This is a genomic window from Streptomyces longisporus (assembly GCF_039532765.1).
GTDB lineage: Bacteria > Actinomycetota > Actinomycetes > Streptomycetales > Streptomycetaceae > Streptomyces > Streptomyces longisporus.
This window is the reverse complement of the sequence record NZ_BAAASG010000022.1, coordinates 22,154-37,661: the sequence shown is the minus strand read 5'-3', so window position 1 is coordinate 37,661 and position 15,508 is coordinate 22,154. Positions and strand designations below refer to the sequence as shown.

Annotated in this window: 13 protein-coding genes; 4 read left to right on the top strand and 9 right to left on the bottom strand. The window is 69.2% G+C overall.

What is annotated here, in order from left to right; translation table 11 throughout:
* Positions 1-136, top strand: a 136-nt coding sequence (locus ABD355_RS36445; RefSeq protein WP_344405295.1) for a DUF5999 family protein, incomplete at its 5' end; no start/stop codon positions are given.
* A gap of 142 nt (positions 137-278) precedes the next feature.
* On the top strand, positions 279-1,325 hold the full coding sequence (locus tag ABD355_RS36440; protein ID WP_344405292.1) for a LacI family DNA-binding transcriptional regulator: 1,047 nt from the start codon (positions 279-281) through the stop codon (positions 1,323-1,325).
* Positions 1,326-1,378: 53 nt separating this feature from the next.
* On the opposite strand, the gene ABD355_RS36435 is transcribed toward ABD355_RS36440, so the two are convergent.
* From ABD355_RS36435 to ABD355_RS36420, 4 genes are read right to left on the bottom strand one after another with little or no spacing between them, the layout of a single operon-like run.
* A complete protein-coding gene (locus tag ABD355_RS36435; RefSeq protein WP_344405290.1) occupies positions 1,379-2,431 on the bottom strand; it encodes an endo-1,4-beta-xylanase in 1,053 nt (350 codons plus the stop codon).
* A 52-nt stretch (positions 2,432-2,483) separates the two neighbouring features.
* A complete protein-coding gene (locus tag ABD355_RS36430; RefSeq protein WP_344405294.1) occupies positions 2,484-3,248 on the bottom strand; it encodes a carbohydrate ABC transporter permease in 765 nt (254 codons plus the stop codon).
* A gap of 53 nt (positions 3,249-3,301) precedes the next feature.
* Positions 3,302-4,309 carry a carbohydrate ABC transporter permease gene (locus tag ABD355_RS36425; RefSeq protein WP_344405288.1) on the bottom strand — a complete coding sequence of 336 codons (1,008 nt, stop codon included), beginning with the start codon at positions 4,307-4,309 and terminating at the stop codon, positions 3,302-3,304.
* A 6-nt stretch (positions 4,310-4,315) separates the two neighbouring features.
* Positions 4,316-5,611: an extracellular solute-binding protein gene (locus tag ABD355_RS36420; protein ID WP_344405286.1), complete on the bottom strand. Its 1,296-nt coding sequence runs from the start codon at positions 5,609-5,611 to the stop codon at positions 4,316-4,318.
* 372 nt (positions 5,612-5,983) lie between these two features.
* Between ABD355_RS36420 and ABD355_RS36415 the strand changes: the two genes are divergently transcribed.
* On the top strand, positions 5,984-6,634 hold the full coding sequence (locus tag ABD355_RS36415; protein ID WP_344405285.1) for an acetate uptake transporter: 651 nt from the start codon (positions 5,984-5,986) through the stop codon (positions 6,632-6,634).
* The gene (acs, locus tag ABD355_RS36410) at positions 6,631-8,619 is read left to right on the top strand and encodes an acetate--CoA ligase (RefSeq protein WP_344405284.1); all 1,989 of its coding nucleotides are present in this window, start codon (positions 6,631-6,633) and stop codon (positions 8,617-8,619) included. The genes ABD355_RS36415 and acs overlap by 4 nt, the downstream gene beginning before the upstream one ends.
* Before the next feature lie 18 nt (positions 8,620-8,637).
* Here the strand turns inward: acs and ABD355_RS36405 are convergent, their stop codons facing one another.
* The 5 genes from ABD355_RS36405 to ABD355_RS36385 form a co-directional block, all read right to left on the bottom strand.
* Positions 8,638-9,264: a potassium-transporting ATPase subunit C gene (locus tag ABD355_RS36405; RefSeq protein WP_344405283.1), complete on the bottom strand. Its 627-nt coding sequence runs from the start codon at positions 9,262-9,264 to the stop codon at positions 8,638-8,640.
* A gap of 24 nt (positions 9,265-9,288) precedes the next feature.
* Complete coding sequence (gene kdpB, locus ABD355_RS36400; protein WP_344405282.1) at positions 9,289-11,418, bottom strand: potassium-transporting ATPase subunit KdpB; 2,130 nt, start codon at positions 11,416-11,418, stop codon at positions 9,289-9,291.
* Positions 11,415-13,079: a potassium-transporting ATPase subunit KdpA gene (gene kdpA / locus ABD355_RS36395; RefSeq protein WP_344405281.1), complete on the bottom strand. Its 1,665-nt coding sequence runs from the start codon at positions 13,077-13,079 to the stop codon at positions 11,415-11,417. The genes kdpB and kdpA overlap by 4 nt, the downstream gene beginning before the upstream one ends.
* An 8-nt stretch (positions 13,080-13,087) precedes the next feature.
* Complete coding sequence (gene kdpF, locus ABD355_RS36390) at positions 13,088-13,177, bottom strand: K(+)-transporting ATPase subunit F (protein ID WP_344405280.1); 90 nt, start codon at positions 13,175-13,177, stop codon at positions 13,088-13,090.
* Between the two features lie 239 nt (positions 13,178-13,416).
* Complete coding sequence (locus ABD355_RS36385) at positions 13,417-15,258, bottom strand: APC family permease (protein WP_344405279.1); 1,842 nt, start codon at positions 15,256-15,258, stop codon at positions 13,417-13,419.
* Positions 15,259-15,508: the final 250 nt, after the last annotated feature.

Sequence of the window (15,508 nt, the reverse complement as noted above, 5' to 3'; positions counted from 1 at the left end):
GACAGCGAGTTGGACATCAAAGACACCCGGAAGACTGATCGGCATAGTCGACGACACCGGTGAGCTCCTGCCCGACGGCCAGATCATCGCGCCGCACCGCCCGCTGGGCGCCGGCCAGGTGATGACGGCCGCCTGAGCGGCACCGGGCGGCGCGCCACACCGCCCGGAGACTTGAGGGGCCGGTCGCAAGGACACCCTGCGAACCGGCCCCGACGCATGTGCGGGGGCGATCACAGCGCGTAGTGGCGTGTGCCGGTCACGTCGACGGAGGTGGGGAATTGACGACGGACGAGGTCGGGGCCGAGGGGCTGTCCGAGGTGCGCGGCAAGGTCACGATCACGGAGATCGCCCGGCAGGCCGGGGTCTCGGTGCCGACCGTGTCCCGGGTCGTCAACGGCCGCTTGGACGTCTCGCCGCAGACCCGCGCCCGGATCGAGGACCTGCTGCTGCGGCACGGCCACCGCAGGCGCGCCGCCGCTCCCGCGTCCGGTGCCGCCCTGCTCGACCTGGTCTTCAACGACCTCGACAGCCCTTGGGCGGTGGAGATCATCCGGGGCGTCGAGGAGGCAGCGCACGCGGCCGGGGTCGGCACCGTGGTGTCGGCGATCCACGGCCGCTCCGGTGACGCCCGCGAGTGGATGCGCAATCTGCGGGCCCGCGCCTCCGACGGCGTCGTCCTGGTCACCTCGGCGCTGGAACCGGTGCTGCACGAGGAGTTGCGCGCCCTCGGCGTTCCCCTGGTGGTCGTCGACCCGGCGGGCTCCCCTGCCCTCGACGTCCCCACCATCGGTGCCGCCAACTGGTCGGGCGGCATGGCGGCCACCCGGCACCTGTTGTCCCTGGGCCACCGCAGGATCGGCCTCATCGCGGGCCCGCCCAGGCTGCTGTGCTCAAGGGCCCGCTTCGACGGCCACCGCGCCGCGCTGGAGGGCGCGGGGCTCTCGGTCGACGAAACCCTCGTCGTGCCGGGCGACTTCCACCCCGAGTCCGGCTTCACGGGCTGCAACACCTTCCTCGACCTGCCCGAACCGCCGACGGCGGTGTTCGCGGCCAGCGACCAGATGGCACTCGGCGCGATCGAGGCACTGCGCCGGCGGGGCCTCAGAGTGCCGCAGGACATGAGCGTGGTCGGTTTCGACGACCTTCCGGAGGTGCGCTGGTCGGCCCCGCCGCTGACGACGGTGCGCCAGCCGCTGGCCGGCATGGGCAAGCTGGCCGTCGGCACGGTGCTGCGCCTGGCCCGCGGGGAACAGCCCGACTCACCGCGGGTGGAGCTGGGCACGGAGCTGGTGGTGCGGTCGAGCACGGCACCCCCGGCGCCCTGAGCCGGGGGTGCCGGACCCCGGCGGTGCTCCCCACTGCACCGCCGGGGCGTTCTCTACTTGCCGCCGAGCGCCGTCCTGATCGCGAAGTAGGCGGGCTTGGGCAGCAGTTGCTCGTCCCAGGGGAGCGCAGCGCCCTCACCGGGGAAGAACGCCGGGATCCAGGAGTACTTGTCGGTGTAGTCCCAGATGGTGATGCCCACGCACCGCCGCACTGCGAGGCATGCCTCGGTCAGGTCCCGGTACCACTGGGCCTGCTGCGCCAGCTTCTCGTCGGTCGCGGGCAGGATCATCCGCACGTCGACCTCGGTGAGCGCGGTGTCGAGGCCGAGCCGCGAGAAGCGGCGCAGGTTGTCCTCCAGGGTCGTCGGATAGCCGTACTGGAGGGCCAGATGGGCCTGGAGTCCGATGCCGTCGAGCGGGACCTTGTGGGCCTTGAGGTCCTTCGCCAGCTGGTAGTAGGCGTCGCTCTTCGGGCCGACGGCCTCGATGTTGTAGTCGTTGAGGTAGAGCCTGGCGTGCGGGTCGGCCTGGTGGGCCCAGCGCAGGGCGTCGGCGATGTAGCCGGGGCCGAGCGTCTTGTACCAGAGGGTCTCGCGGTAGGTGCCGTCCTCGTTGAACGCCTCGTTGACGACGTCCCAGGAGTAGACCTTGCCGCGGTAGTGCCGTACTTCGGTCTGGATGTGCTTCTTCAGTACGGCCCTGAGCTCGTCCGCTGTCCACTGGCGCCCGGTGAGCCAGTCGGGCAGCTGGCTGTGCCAGACCAGGGTGTGGGCGCGGACCCGCTGATGGTTCTTGCGGGCCAGGTTGACGATCTGGTCGCCGTTCGTCCAGTCGAAGACGCCCTGTTGGGGCTCGGTGGCGTACCACTTCATGCCGTTGCCGGGCGTAATCATGTCGAACTCGCTGCCGAGCACGGCCGTGTAGGCGGTGTCGGTGAGTTCGGGGTTGTCGGTGGCGCTGCCGAAGTAGCGGCCGTGGCGCTGGGCCAGTTCCGCGAGCGTCGGCTGCTTCGGGCTCGCCTGGGCCGCGGGGCCGGTGGCGATCCCGGCGGCGACCAGGACGGCGGCGAGGCCTCCGGCGAGTCTGAGACGGGTGGTCTTGCGCATGGTGCGACTCCTCACGGTGTGGGGTGCGGGGCCGTACGGACGCCGGTGCGCCTCATCCCTTGGTGGCACCGGCGGTGAGGCCGCCGACGAGCTGCCGCTCGGCGACCGAGTAGAAGGCGAGGGCGGGAACCATCGCGAGGACGAGATAGGCGAAGACACGCGCGTATTCCGACGAGTACTGGCCCTGGAACTGCGCGACGCCGAGGGGCAGCGTCCACCACTTGGAGTCGGTGAACACCAGCAGCGGCAGCATGAAGTTGTTCCAGCTGGCGACCACGGCGAGGACCGAGACCGTGCCGAGGGCCGGCCGTGCCATCGGCAGCAGCACCCGCCAGAAGAACCCGAAGGCGCTGCACCCGTCGAGGGTGGCCGCCTCCTCCAGCTCGCCCGGGATCTGCCGGAAGAAGCCGCGCAGGATGATGATCGTCATCGGCAGCGCGAAGGCGGCCTGCGGAAGGATCACGCCGAGCGGGTTGTCCAGCAGGCCGAGATAGCGCAGGAGGAGGAACAGCGGCAGTGCGGCCACCGCGAAGGGGAACATCAACCCCATCGTGAAGAAGGTGAACAGCACCTCGCGGCCACGGAAGGCGAACCGCGCGAAAGAGAAGGCCGCGAGCGCGGACACCGTGACCACCAGCACCGTTGTCGCCACCGCGACCAGGGTGCTGTTGCCCAGCAGCCGCCAGAAGTCGCCGCCGCCGAGGATGTCGGTGTAGTTGCCGGTCAGCCAGTGCTCGGGCAGCCCGAACGGGTTGCGGGACAGCTCGGCGGTCGATTTGAAGCCGGACAGCACGGCGTACAGCAGAGGGACGACCATCACCGCGCCGACGGCGACCAGGACGATGTGCAGCGGCAGTTGGCGCAGGGTCTTCACGTGCCGTCTCCCCTCATGTTCGTGGTGGCACCTTCGAGGTCGCGGCGGAGCACGAACCGCTGGTAGGCGAGGGCGAAGACGAGGCAGATGCCGAACATGACCACGCTGATCGCGCTGGCGTAGCCGACCTGATAGCGCTTGAAGCCGTACTGGAACATGGTCACGGCCATCGTCTCGGAGTGGTGGTCGGGGCCGCCCTGGGTGATCACCCACACCAGGTCGAAGAGCTGGATGGCCCCGATCACGGAGAGGAAGATGCTGATGCGCAGGGTGGGCGCGAGCAGCGGCAGGGTGACGTTGCGGAAGCGCTGCCATGGCCCGGCGCCGTCGATCAGCGCCGCCTCCGTCAACTCCGCCGGGATGGACTGGAGTCCGGCCAGGTAGAGCATCATGTGGAAGCCGAAGTACTTCCAGGTCATGACCAGGAACAGGGTCGCCATGACGTAGGAGGGGTCGGCGAACCACTCCCCGCCCAGTCCGTCGAGGCCGACGGCGCCCAGGACGTGGTCGGCGAGTCCGTCGCCCGGCGCGAAGACCATGCTGAACAGCACGCCGGTGATGGCCTCGGACAGGACGTAGGGCGCGAAGAACAGCATCCGGTACACGGCCCGGCCGCGCAGCCGCTGGTTGAGCGCCACGGCCATGGCGAGCGCGAACGGCAGCTGCAGTGCGAGCGACAGCACGACCAGGAGCAGGCAGCGCCACAGGTCGCCCAGGAAGACGTCGTCCTGGAAGAGCCGGGTGAAGTTGTCCGTGCCCGCGTAGTCGGAGGGCATTCCGAAGCCGCCCCACCGGAAGAAGGCCGTGTACAGGGCGAACAGCATGGGCAGCAGGACCAGCCCGATGAACAGCACCAGGGCGGGCACCTGGAAGCCGACCGCGGTGAGCCAGTTGAGCAGGCGCCGCCGGGCCCGCCCCCGCGCGAAGTCCGCGGCGGGAGGCGGGAGTTCGACGCTCGGTCCGCTCCGCTTGTCCGGAAGGAACGTGGAGGACGTGGAGGTCATCGCCGGTTACTGCTCTTCCTTCGCGGTCTTCGTGATCGACTGCGTGACCTGCTCGGGGGACTTGGATCCGGCGATGAGCGCGGCGACGCTGTCGTTGACCTCCTGGCCGACGGCGGGGGCGTACGCCTGGTCGAGGAAGAGCTGGAAGCCGGTGGCGGCCTTCAACTGTGCCTCCACGGCCTTGATGTTGGGGTCGGACAGGGCGCTCTCCGCGGCCGGGACGACCGGGATGGTGTTGGTCTTCTTGACCAGTTCGATGTCGGTGGCGTTGGAGGCGAAGAACTTCAGGAAGTCGACGGCCGCCTGCGGTGCGCCCTTGCGCAGGGCGTGTCCGCCGCCCCCGCCGAACACCTCGGTGAGGGAGCCCTTTCCGCCCTCGACCGCGGGGAACGGGAAGAAGCCGAGGTCCTTGCCGAGTCCCTTGCCCTGGTCCGCCTGCACGCTCGGGGCCCACTGGCCCATCAGCTCCATGGCCGCCTTGCCGTTGCCGACGGTGGCGGCTTCTCCGGTGGGCGTGGAGTAGGCCGCGCCGAGGAACCCCCTCTGGAACGGCTGTAGTTGGACCAGGTCCTTGAGGTGCTGCCCCGCCTGGACGAACCCCGGGCCGGTGAAGTCCTTGGTGTCGCTGGCCTTCTGCAGCGCGTCGATGCCGGCGGTGCGCATCGAGAGATAGGCCCAGTAGTACATGCCGGGCCACTTCTCCTTGCCCGCGAGGGCGATCGGCGTGATGCCCTTGGCCTTCAGCTTGCGCACGGCGTCGAGGAAGCCGCTCCAGGTGGTCGGGGGCGTGCTGACGCCGGCCTGCTGGAAGAGCGCCTTGTTGTACCAGAAGCCGACCATGCCGATGTCGAACGGGATCGCGTACGTCTTGTCGTCGAGGATGTACGGCTTCTTGGCGACCGGCAGCATGCCGTCGGCCCAGGGCTTGGTCTTGTCGGTGAGGTCCTCGACGAGCCCGGCGTCGACCTGCTGCTTGAGGACGCCGCCGCCCCAGGTGTGGAAGATGTCGGGGAGCTTCCCGGAGGCGGTCAGCGCCGTCATCTTCGACTTGTAGGCGTCGTTCTCCAGCTGGACGATCTTTACCTTGACCTTGGGGTTCTGGGCCTCGAACTTCTTGGCCAGAGCGGCCCACACGGTCTTCGCCGGTTCGGTGGTGGAGATGTTCCACCACTCGATGGTGGTCGTCCCGTCCGACGACCCTCCGTCCGAGTTTCCGCCGCATCCGCTCAGTGCCGTCATGCCCAGACCGGCCGCGGCGGAGGCCGCCAGGAAGCCGCGGCGGGACAGTGCCCGGTCGCCCATCATGCGCTCCTTGGGTAGGGACGGCGCGTCCACGACCGTCCGCTGGGACCGAAAGTTTCGGAGATGATCCAGAAAGCTGCGTTGTTGCCGCACCCTAGAGACAGCTCCCAAACGGTGGCAACCCCTTGTACGCGGTGAATCTGCGGGCAACCCCTTTGGCATGGCGATGCATTGATCCCCGCTGCCTGCACTCCGCATCCAGGACGCACGAAACATTCGGCATTCGTCGCGAACCTTACGAAGCAACCGGGAGCGTTCAGTGCACGGGGCACACCGTTCGTAGATACATGCGTCCACCGGCCTCGAAAGGGGCACTCGTGGTTCATCACTGATCACGCATCCATGTGATCCATATCACAGAGGGAAGCGGAGATGAGCACACCAACCTCGAACCCAGAACCCATCGCCGACGCCGGCCCGCTCGGTCTCGGCGCCTTCGCACTGACGACGTTCGTCCTCAGTGTCTTCAACGCGGACCTGATCACCGACAAGAAACTGGCCGCCGTGGTCCTGCCCCTCGCTCTCTTCTACGGCGGGCTCGCCCAGCTGCTGGCCGGCATGTGGGAGTTCCGCAAGGGCAACACCTTCGCCGCCACCGCATTCGCCTCCTTCGGCTCCTTCTGGCTGGCGTACGCGGCCTACGCGAAGTTCGTCGCGGGCACCCTGCCCGTCGCCACCGCGCATCAGGCGACCGGTCTGTTCCTGCTGGCCTGGGCCGTCTTCACGGTGTACATGACCATCGCCGCCACCCGCACCACGGGCGCGGTGCTGGCCGTGTTCGTGACCCTGTCGGCGACGTTCATCGTGCTGTGCATCGGCGAATTCGCCCAGTCCCCGAACACCACCAAGGCCGGCGGCTGGCTCGGCCTGGTGACCGCCGCGTGCGCCTGGTACGCGTCGTTCGCGGGCGTCACCAACTCCACCTATCAGCGCCCCGTCGTGCCGGTCTTCCCGAACATCGGCGCGCATCTGATGCCGCACCGGACCCACCGCGGCGGCCCGTTCGCCGGAGCCCACACATGACTGAGCCGGCCGGCGAGACACTCTCCAACCTGCTGCGGGAGGAGCGGCGGTTCCCGCCGCCTCCCGAGCTGGCCGCCGCGGCCAACGCCACCGCGGCGGACTACGAGCGGGCCGACGCCGACAGCCAGACCTTCTGGGCCACGGCGGCGGCGCGGCTGGACTGGGCCCAGCCCTGGGAACAGGTGCTCGACTGGAGCGGCGCACCGTTCGCCCGGTGGTTCACCGGCGGGCGGCTCAACGCGGCGTACAACTGCCTGGACCGGCATGTCGCGGCCGGTCACGGCGACCGGGTCGCCTTCCACTGGGAGGGCGAGCCGGGCGACACCCGCACCATCACCTACGCCGAGCTGACCGAGGAGGTCTGCCGGGCGGCCAACGCCCTGCAGGCCCTCGGCGTGCACACCGGCGACCGGGTGGCCATCTACATGCCGATGATCCCGGAGACGGTGGTGGCGATGCTGGCCTGCGCCCGCATCGGCGCCCCGCACACCGTGGTCTTCGGCGGCTTCTCCGCGGAGGCGCTGCGCGGCCGGATCCTGGACTGCGACGCGCGTGTGGTGATCACCTCGGACGGCGGCTATCGCCGGGGGAAACCCTCCGCGCTCAAGCCCGCCGTCGACGAGGCGGTGCGCGAGTGTCCCGATGTGCGCAGCGTGCTGGTGGTGCGGCGCACCGGGCAGGAGGTCGACTGGACCGACGGCCGGGACGTGTGGTGGCACGATCTGGTCGCCGGGCAGCCGGCCGAGCACGAGGCGGAGGCGTTCGACAGCGAGCACCCGCTGTACATCATGTACACCTCCGGTACGACGGCCCGCCCGAAGGGCATCCTGCACACCACCGGCGGCTATCTCACACAGGTGGCGTGGACGCACTGGGCGGTGTTCGACGTCAAGCCGGAGCGGGACGTGTTCTGGACGGCGGCGGACATCGGCTGGGTGACCGGGCACTCATACATCGTCTACGGGCCGCTCGCCAACGGCGTGACCTCGGTGCTGTACGAGGGCACACCGGACACCCCGCACAAGGGCCGCTGGTGGGAGATCGTCGAGAAGTACCGGGTGACGATCCTTTACTGCGCCCCGACCGCGATCCGCACCTTCATGAAGTGGGGTGACGAGTTCCCGGCACGCTTCGATCTGTCCTCGCTGCGGCTGCTGGGCTCGGTCGGCGAACCCATCAACCCCGAGGCCTGGATCTGGTACCGCCGCAACATCGGCCAGGACCGGTGCCCCGTGGTCGACACCTGGTGGCAGACGGAGACCGGCGCCCAGCTGATCAGCCCGTTGCCCGGCGTGAGCACCTGCAAGCCCGGTTCGGCCCTGCGGCCGCTGCCGGGGGTGCGGGCGGAGGTCGTCGACGACACGGGCAAGCCGGTGCCGAACGGCTCGGGCGGCTATCTGGTCCTCACGGATCCGTGGCCGGCGATGCTGCGCACGATCTGGGGCGACGAGAAACGGTATGTCGACACCTACTGGTCCCGCTTCCCTGGCATGTACTTCGCCGGGGACGGGGCGAAGAAGGACGAGGACGGCGACATCTGGCTGCTGGGCAGGGTCGACGACGTCATGAACGTCTCCGGCCACCGCATCTCGACCACGGAGGTCGAGTCCGCCCTGGTCTCGCATCCGCTGGTCGCCGAGGCCGCCGTGGTCGGCGCGACCGACCCGACGACCGGGCAGGGCGTCGTCGCCTTCGTCATCCTGCGCGGCGATGCCGAGCAGGAGGGGGCGGCCGGCGCGGACGAGGTGGCCACCGAGCTGCGCGCCCACGTCGCCAAGGAGATCGGCCCGATCGCCCGGCCCCGGCAGATCCTGGTCGTCACCGAGCTCCCCAAGACCCGCTCGGGAAAGATCATGCGACGCCTGCTGCGGGACGTGGCGGAGAACCGTCAGCTCGGCGACGTCACCACCCTCACCGACTCCTCGGTGATGGACGACATCCGCGATCGGCTGCCGTCGGCAGGGTCTTCGGGGGAGGAGGGCTAGTTTCAAGGGACTTGAGTTTCACGCTTCAAGGGACCTGAGCGCGAGGTTGAGTTCCAGGACGTTCACGCGGGGCTCGCCGATGAAGCCGAGCGTGCGGCCCTCGGTGTGGTCCTTCACGAGCTTCTCGACCTGGGCGACGGACAGGCCGTTGCGCTCGGCGACCCGGTGCACCTGGAGGTCGGCGTACTGGGGAGAGATGTCCGGGTCCAGGCCGGAGCCGGAGGACGTCACCGCGTCCGCGGGGACCTGGGAGGACCTGACGGTGTAGCCGGGGACGGAGTTGTCCTTGACGACCTTCGCCTTCGCCTCCTCGACCCACTTGACGAGTTCGGGGTTGTCGCCGGAGCGGTTCGTGGCACCGGAAAGGATCAGCCGGTACTGGGTGTTGACCGAGTTCACACCCAGGCCGTTGGCAGGGCGTGGCTGGAAGTAGTCCAGACTGTAGCCCTGTTGTCCGATCAGGGAGGAGCCGACGACCTTGCCGTCCGCCTTGATCTCGGAGCCGTTCGCCTTGTTGGTGAACAGCGCCTGCGCCACACCTGTGACGGCCAGCGGATAGACGATGCCTGTGAGCACGGTCAACACAAGCACCGCACGCAGACCCGCCCCCAGCAACCGAGCCGTGTTCACAACGGGGTTGTTCATGTCCTTCACCACGCCTTTGAAGAGTTACAGCCCGGGGACGAGCGAGATGAGCAGGTCGATGATCTTGATGCCGATGAACGGGGCGATCAGCCCGCCGATCCCGTAGATCGTCAGATTGCGCCGCAGCATCTTGTCGGCGCTCATCGGCCGGTACCGCACGCCCTTCAGGGAGAGCGGCACCAGCGCGATGATGATCAGCGCGTTGAAGACGACCGCCGACAGGATCGCGGAGTCCGGCGAGGACAGACCCATGATGTTGAGCTTGTCCAGGCCCGGATAGACGGCCGCGAACAGCGCCGGGATGATCGCGAAGTACTTCGCGACATCGTTGGCGATGGAGAAGGTCGTGAGCGCGCCGCGCGTGATCAGCAGCTGTTTCCCGATCTCGACGATCTCGATGAGCTTGGTCGGGTCGGAGTCGAGGTCGACCATGTTGCCGGCCTCCTTGGCGGCCGACGTACCGGTGTTCATCGCCACGCCCACGTCCGCCTGGGCCAGCGCGGGCGCGTCGTTCGTGCCGTCACCGGTCATCGCGACGAGCTTGCCGCCCGCCTGCTCCCGCTTGATGAGCGCCATCTTGTCCTCGGGCGTGGCCTCCGCAAGGAAGTCGTCGACGCCCGCCTCCTCGGCGATCGCCTTGGCCGTCAGCGGGTTGTCCCCCGTGATCATGACGGTCTTGATGCCCATGCGCCGCAGCTCGTCGAACCGCTCCCGCATACCGTCCTTGACGACGTCCTTGAGGTGGATGACACCGAGGATGCGAGCGCCCCCGTCGTCCTCGACGGCGACCAGCAGCGGAGTGCCGCCCGCCTGCGAGATCCGGTCGGTCAACTCCCGCGCGTCCCCCGCGACTTCGCCGCCCCGCTCCCCCACCCAGGCGATGACCGAACCGGCCGCGCCCTTGCGGATCCTGCGTCCGTCGACGTCCACACCCGACATACGGGTCTGTGCGGTGAAGGCGATCCACTCGGCCCCGGTCAGCTCTCCCCGGTGGCGCTCGCGCAGCCCGTACTTCTCCTTCGCCAGTACGACGACCGAGCGGCCCTCGGGCGTCTCGTCGGCCAGCGACGACAGCTGGGCGGCGTCCGCGAGCTCGGCCTCCGTGGTGCCGGACACCGGCACGAACTCCGCGGCCCGGCGATTGCCGAGGGTGATGGTGCCCGTCTTGTCGAGCAGCAGCGTCGACACGTCACCGGCGGCCTCGACCGCCCTGCCGGACATGGCGAGTACGTTGCGCTGCACCAGTCGGTCCATGCCCGCGATGCCGATCGCGGAGAGCAGCGCCCCGATCGTGGTCGGGATCAGACAGACCAGCAGGGCGACCAGCACGACCATCGTCAGACGGGTGCCCGCGTAGTCCGCGAACGGCGGCAGCGTGGCCACGGCCAGCAGGAAGACGATCGTCAAGGACGCGAGGAGGATGTTCAGCGCGATCTCGTTCGGCGTCTTCTGCCGGGCGGCGCCCTCGACGAGGTTGATCATCCGGTCGATGAAGGTCTCGCCGGGCTTCGTCGTGATCCTGATGACGATGCGGTCGGACAGCACCTTCGTGCCGCCGGTGACGGCCGACCGATCGCCGCCGGACTCGCGGATGACCGGGGCCGACTCGCCCGTGATCGCCGACTCGTCGACCGAGGCGACGCCCTCGACGACATCGCCGTCACCGGGAATCACGTCCCCGGCCTCGCAGCGGACCAGGTCGCCGATCTTCAGATCGGTGCCGGGCACCTGCTCCTCGCGGTCGCCCACCAGACGGCGCGCCACGGTGTCGGTCTTTGCCTTGCGCAGGGTCTCCGCCTGCGCCTTGCCGCGGCCTTCGGCGACGGCCTCCGCCAGATTGGCGAAGATCACGGTCAGCCACAGCCAGGCGCTGATCGCCCAGCCGAACCAGTCGCCCGGGTCCTTGAAGGAGAAGACGGTGGTCAGGACGGAGCCGACCCACACCACGAACATCACGGGGGACTTGACCATCACCCGCGGGTCGAGTTTGCGCAAGGCGTCCGGCAGCGACCTGAGCAGCTGCTTGGGGTCGAAGAGGCCCGCGCCGACACGGCCCTCGGGGGACTTCTGCCCGGTGGGCACATCGCTGTGCGGCGCCCGGGTCGGAGTGGCTGTGGACATCGAGTCCTCTTGCGTCGTTGCGTCGGTGGTCATGACGCCAGCCCCTCGGCCAGCGGTCCCAGCGCCAGGGCGGGGAAGTAGGTCAAACCGGTGATGATGAGGATCGCGCCCACCAACAACCCGGTGAACAGCGGCTTTTCCGTGCGCAGGGTGCCCGCGGTGGCCGGTACCGGCGTCTGCTCGGCGAGCGAGCCGGCCAGCGCCAGCACGAACACCATCGGCAGGAAGCGGCCGAGGATCATGGCCAGACCCAGGGTGCTGTTGAACCACTGGGTGTCCGCGTTCAGACCGGCGAACGCCGAGCCGTTGTTGTTCGACGCGGACGTATACGCGTAGAGGATCTCGGAGAAGCCGTGCGCCCCGCTGTTGGTCATCGAGTGGGACGGGGTCGGCAGGGCCATCGCGAACGCGGTGAAGACGAGCACCAGCGCCGGGGTGATGAGGATGTAGCAGGCGGCGAGCTTGATCTCGCGGGAGCCGATCTTCTTGCCCAGGTACTCGGGTGTACGGCCGACCATCAGACCGGCGATGAACACCGCGATGACCGCCATGATCAGCATGCCGTAGAGGCCGGAGCCGGTACCGCCGGGCGCGATCTCGCCCAGCATCATGCCGAGCAGGGTGAGGCCGCCGCCGAGGCCGGTGAAGGAGGAGTGGAAGGAGTCCACCGCGCCGGTCGAGGTGAGCGTGGTCGACACCGCGAAGATCGACGAGGAGCCGACGCCGAAGCGGACCTCCTTGCCCTCCATCGCACCGTGCGCGAGCTGGAACGCCGGGCCGTGGTGGGCGAACTCGGCCCACATCATCAGGGCGACGAAGCCGACCCAGACGGTGGCCATGGTGGCGAGGATCGCGTAACCCTGCTTCACGCTCCCGACCATCACGCCGAACGTCCGGGTGAGCGAGAACGGGATGACGAGCAGCAGGAAGATCTCGAAGAGGTTGGTGAAGGGCGTCGGATTCTCGAACGGGTGGGCGGAGTTGGCGTTGAAGTACCCGCCGCCGTTGGTGCCGAGCTCCTTGATGGCTTCCTGCGAGGCGACCGCACCGCCGTTCCACTGCTGTTGCCCGCCCATGAACTGACCGACTTCGTGGATGCCGGAGAAGTTCTGGATCGCACCGCACGCCACCAGCACGATCGCCGCGATGAACGCACCCGGCAGCAGAATCCGGGTCACACCACGCACCATGTCGGACCAGAAGTTGCCGAGTGCACCGGTGCGCGAGCGCGCGAAGCCCCGCACGAGGGCCACCGCGACGGCGATGCCGACCGCGGCCGACACGAAGTTCTGCACGGCCAGCCCGGCGGTCTGCACGACGTGGCCCATGGCCTGCTCGCCGTAGTACGACTGCCAGTTGGTGTTGGTCACGAAGGACGCGGCGGTGTTGAACGCCTGGTCCGGGTCGATGGCCTTGAAGCCGAGCGACAGCGGCAGGACGCCCTGGACGCGCTGCAGCAGGTAGAGGAAGAGAACGCCCACCGCCGAGAACGCGAGCACACCGCGCAGGTACGCGGGCCAGCGCATCTCGGTGCCAGGGTCGGCGCCGATGCCGCGGTAGATCCACTTCTCGACCCGCCAGTGCTTGTCGGAGGAGTAGACCCTGGCCATGTAGTTGCCGAGGGGGACGTAGGCGAGTGCCAACGCGCCGATGAGGGCGAGCAGTTGGAGAACGCCCGCGAGTACGGGACCCATGTGGTGGCTCAGAACCTCTCCGGGAAGATCAGGGCGAGGACGAGATAGCCCAGCAGGGCGACGGCCACGACCAGGCCGACGACGGTCTCGGCGGTCACAGCTTCGTCACCCCCTTGGCGACGAGGGCCACCAGCGCGAAGCAGGCGATCGTGGTGACGACGAAGGCCAGATCGGCCATCGTGAACTCCTGGAGGGGTTCGGTCGGACAGGGACGGTTCGAGAAAACAGCCTTTCCGGCCGGGAACCCGCTCCGTTGACGGCTCCCATACGGCGCTCCGCACGCCTTTGACGGAACCCTTACGGCTGTACGATCGCCGCAGGTCGGAGGGGTCTCCGGTCAGAACAGGCGGAAGCGCAGACGGCAGATCACCGCATCGGTCTCCTTGCGCACGGCATGGGCGACGACCGCGCCCCGCTGGTTCTGCAGCAGCCGCTGCCACAGCCGCTCGGGTTCCGCCTCGGGGATCAGCACGGTGACCCGGGTGGCCGGCTCCGCCGACGACACCTCGCGGACGTAGGCGGCGATGGGGCGGCCCAGACTGCGCCGCCCGCAGGTCAGCCGGACCAGGGGCACGCCGGGATCCCACTGCGCCCACGCCCGCTCCAGGGCGTGCAACTGCGCCCGGTCCTCGGGGTCGGGGTAGCAGACGGTGACGGCGCGGACCTCGTCGCCGAGGGAGGCGGCGGCCGTCAGGGCCTCCGAGGTGAGACGGGAGAGGGAGGACACCGGCACGATCACGACCGAGCGGTCGCGGTGCGGGTGCTCGGGAATCCGGCCGAGGCCGAGCCGCTCGCCGATGCGGGCGTAGGCGCGGTGCACGGTCTCGAAGACCGCGACCAGCAGGGGCAGGGCGATCACGATCAGCCAGGCACCCTCCTCGAACTTCGACGCCGTGACGACGACCGCGGCGATGCCGGTGAGGACGGCGCCGAACCCGTTGAGCAGCGCCTTGCCGCGCCGGCCCGGCCCGCGCGCCGACCGCCAGTGCCGGACCATGCCGGCCTGCGCGACGGTGAACCCCACGAAGACGCCGATCGCGAACAGCGGCACCAGCGTGTTGGTGTCGCCGCCGGAGAAGACCAGCAGTGCGCCGGAGACGGCGGCCAGAGCCAGTACACCGTGCCGGTGCACCTGGCGGTCGGCCCTCAGCGCGAAGACGTGCGGCGCGTAGTTGTCCCGGGCCAGCAGCTTCAGCAGCACGGGCAGACCGCCGAACGACGTGTTCGCGGACAGCGCCAGCAGGATCATCGTCGCGAACTGGATGACGTAGAACGTCCAGTTGTGGCCGAGCGAGGCGTCCGCGAGCTGGGCGAGGACGGTGACGCCCGCGACCGGCTGGAGGTGGAAGCGGGAGATCAGCACCGCAAGCCCGATCAGCATCACGCCGAGGACGGCGCCGAGGGCGATCTCCGCCCGCTGGGCGCGCTTGACGCGTGGGACGCGGAAGGAGGGCACGGCGTTGGCGATGGCCTCGACACCGGTCAGGGCACTGCACCCGGAAGCGAAGGCCTTCAGCAGAAGGAGGGCGCCCACGGTGGTGCCGTTGTCGGCGAGAGCCGAGGCGTGACCGTCCGCGGCGGCCGTGCTCACCGGCTCGGAACGGAACAGGCCGACGACGATGAGTACGAAGACCGAGCCGACGAACACGACGGTCGGCACGATGAACGCCTTCGCGGACTCGACCATGCCGCGCAGGTTGACCCCGGTGATGAGCAGGAGGACCAGCAGGCACAGCCACAGCCGGTCGCCGTACAGCGCGGGGAAGGCCGATGTCAGGGCCGCAACTCCCGCCGTCACCGCGACGGCGACGTTGAGCACGTAGTCCAGTACGAGGGAGGCCGCCGCCACCAGGCTGGTGCGCGCACCCAGATGCGTCTTCGCCACACCGTACGAACCACCGCCGTCCGGGAAGGCCGCGATCACCTGCCGGTACGAGGCGACCAGCACCGCGAGCAGGCCCGCGATGGCCAGCGTCACCGGCACGGTGAAACCCAGCCCGTGGGCGCCCGCCGCGGCCAGCACCAGCACGATCGCCTCCGGCCCGTACGCCACCGAAGCCACCGCGTCCAGTGAGAGCGCGGCGAGGCCGGTGACGGCGGTGAGCCGGTGCCGCTCGCCGGTATCGGGCGGCTCCTCATCGGCGGGATCGGCGCCGGCTTCGGTGGTCAGTACGGACATGGGTGCGTGCTCCTTGGTGCGACCTGCGGGCGGGGCGGACGGCCGTGCGCGACCGTCGCCTCCGATGCACCAAGGTTGTGTCCCGGAGCGCCGGCCGCTGAGCCTCCCTTGCGCGTTCTTCGCGTCGAACACACCGTCTTTGACGCGCCCTTGATGCAGGTGTGACCCGGGCCACGGCGCACGCGCGTTGCTGTGCCGTCAAAAAGGCCCGCGACGCCGTATGAGTCCCGTCAAGGCCCGTTCATCCGCG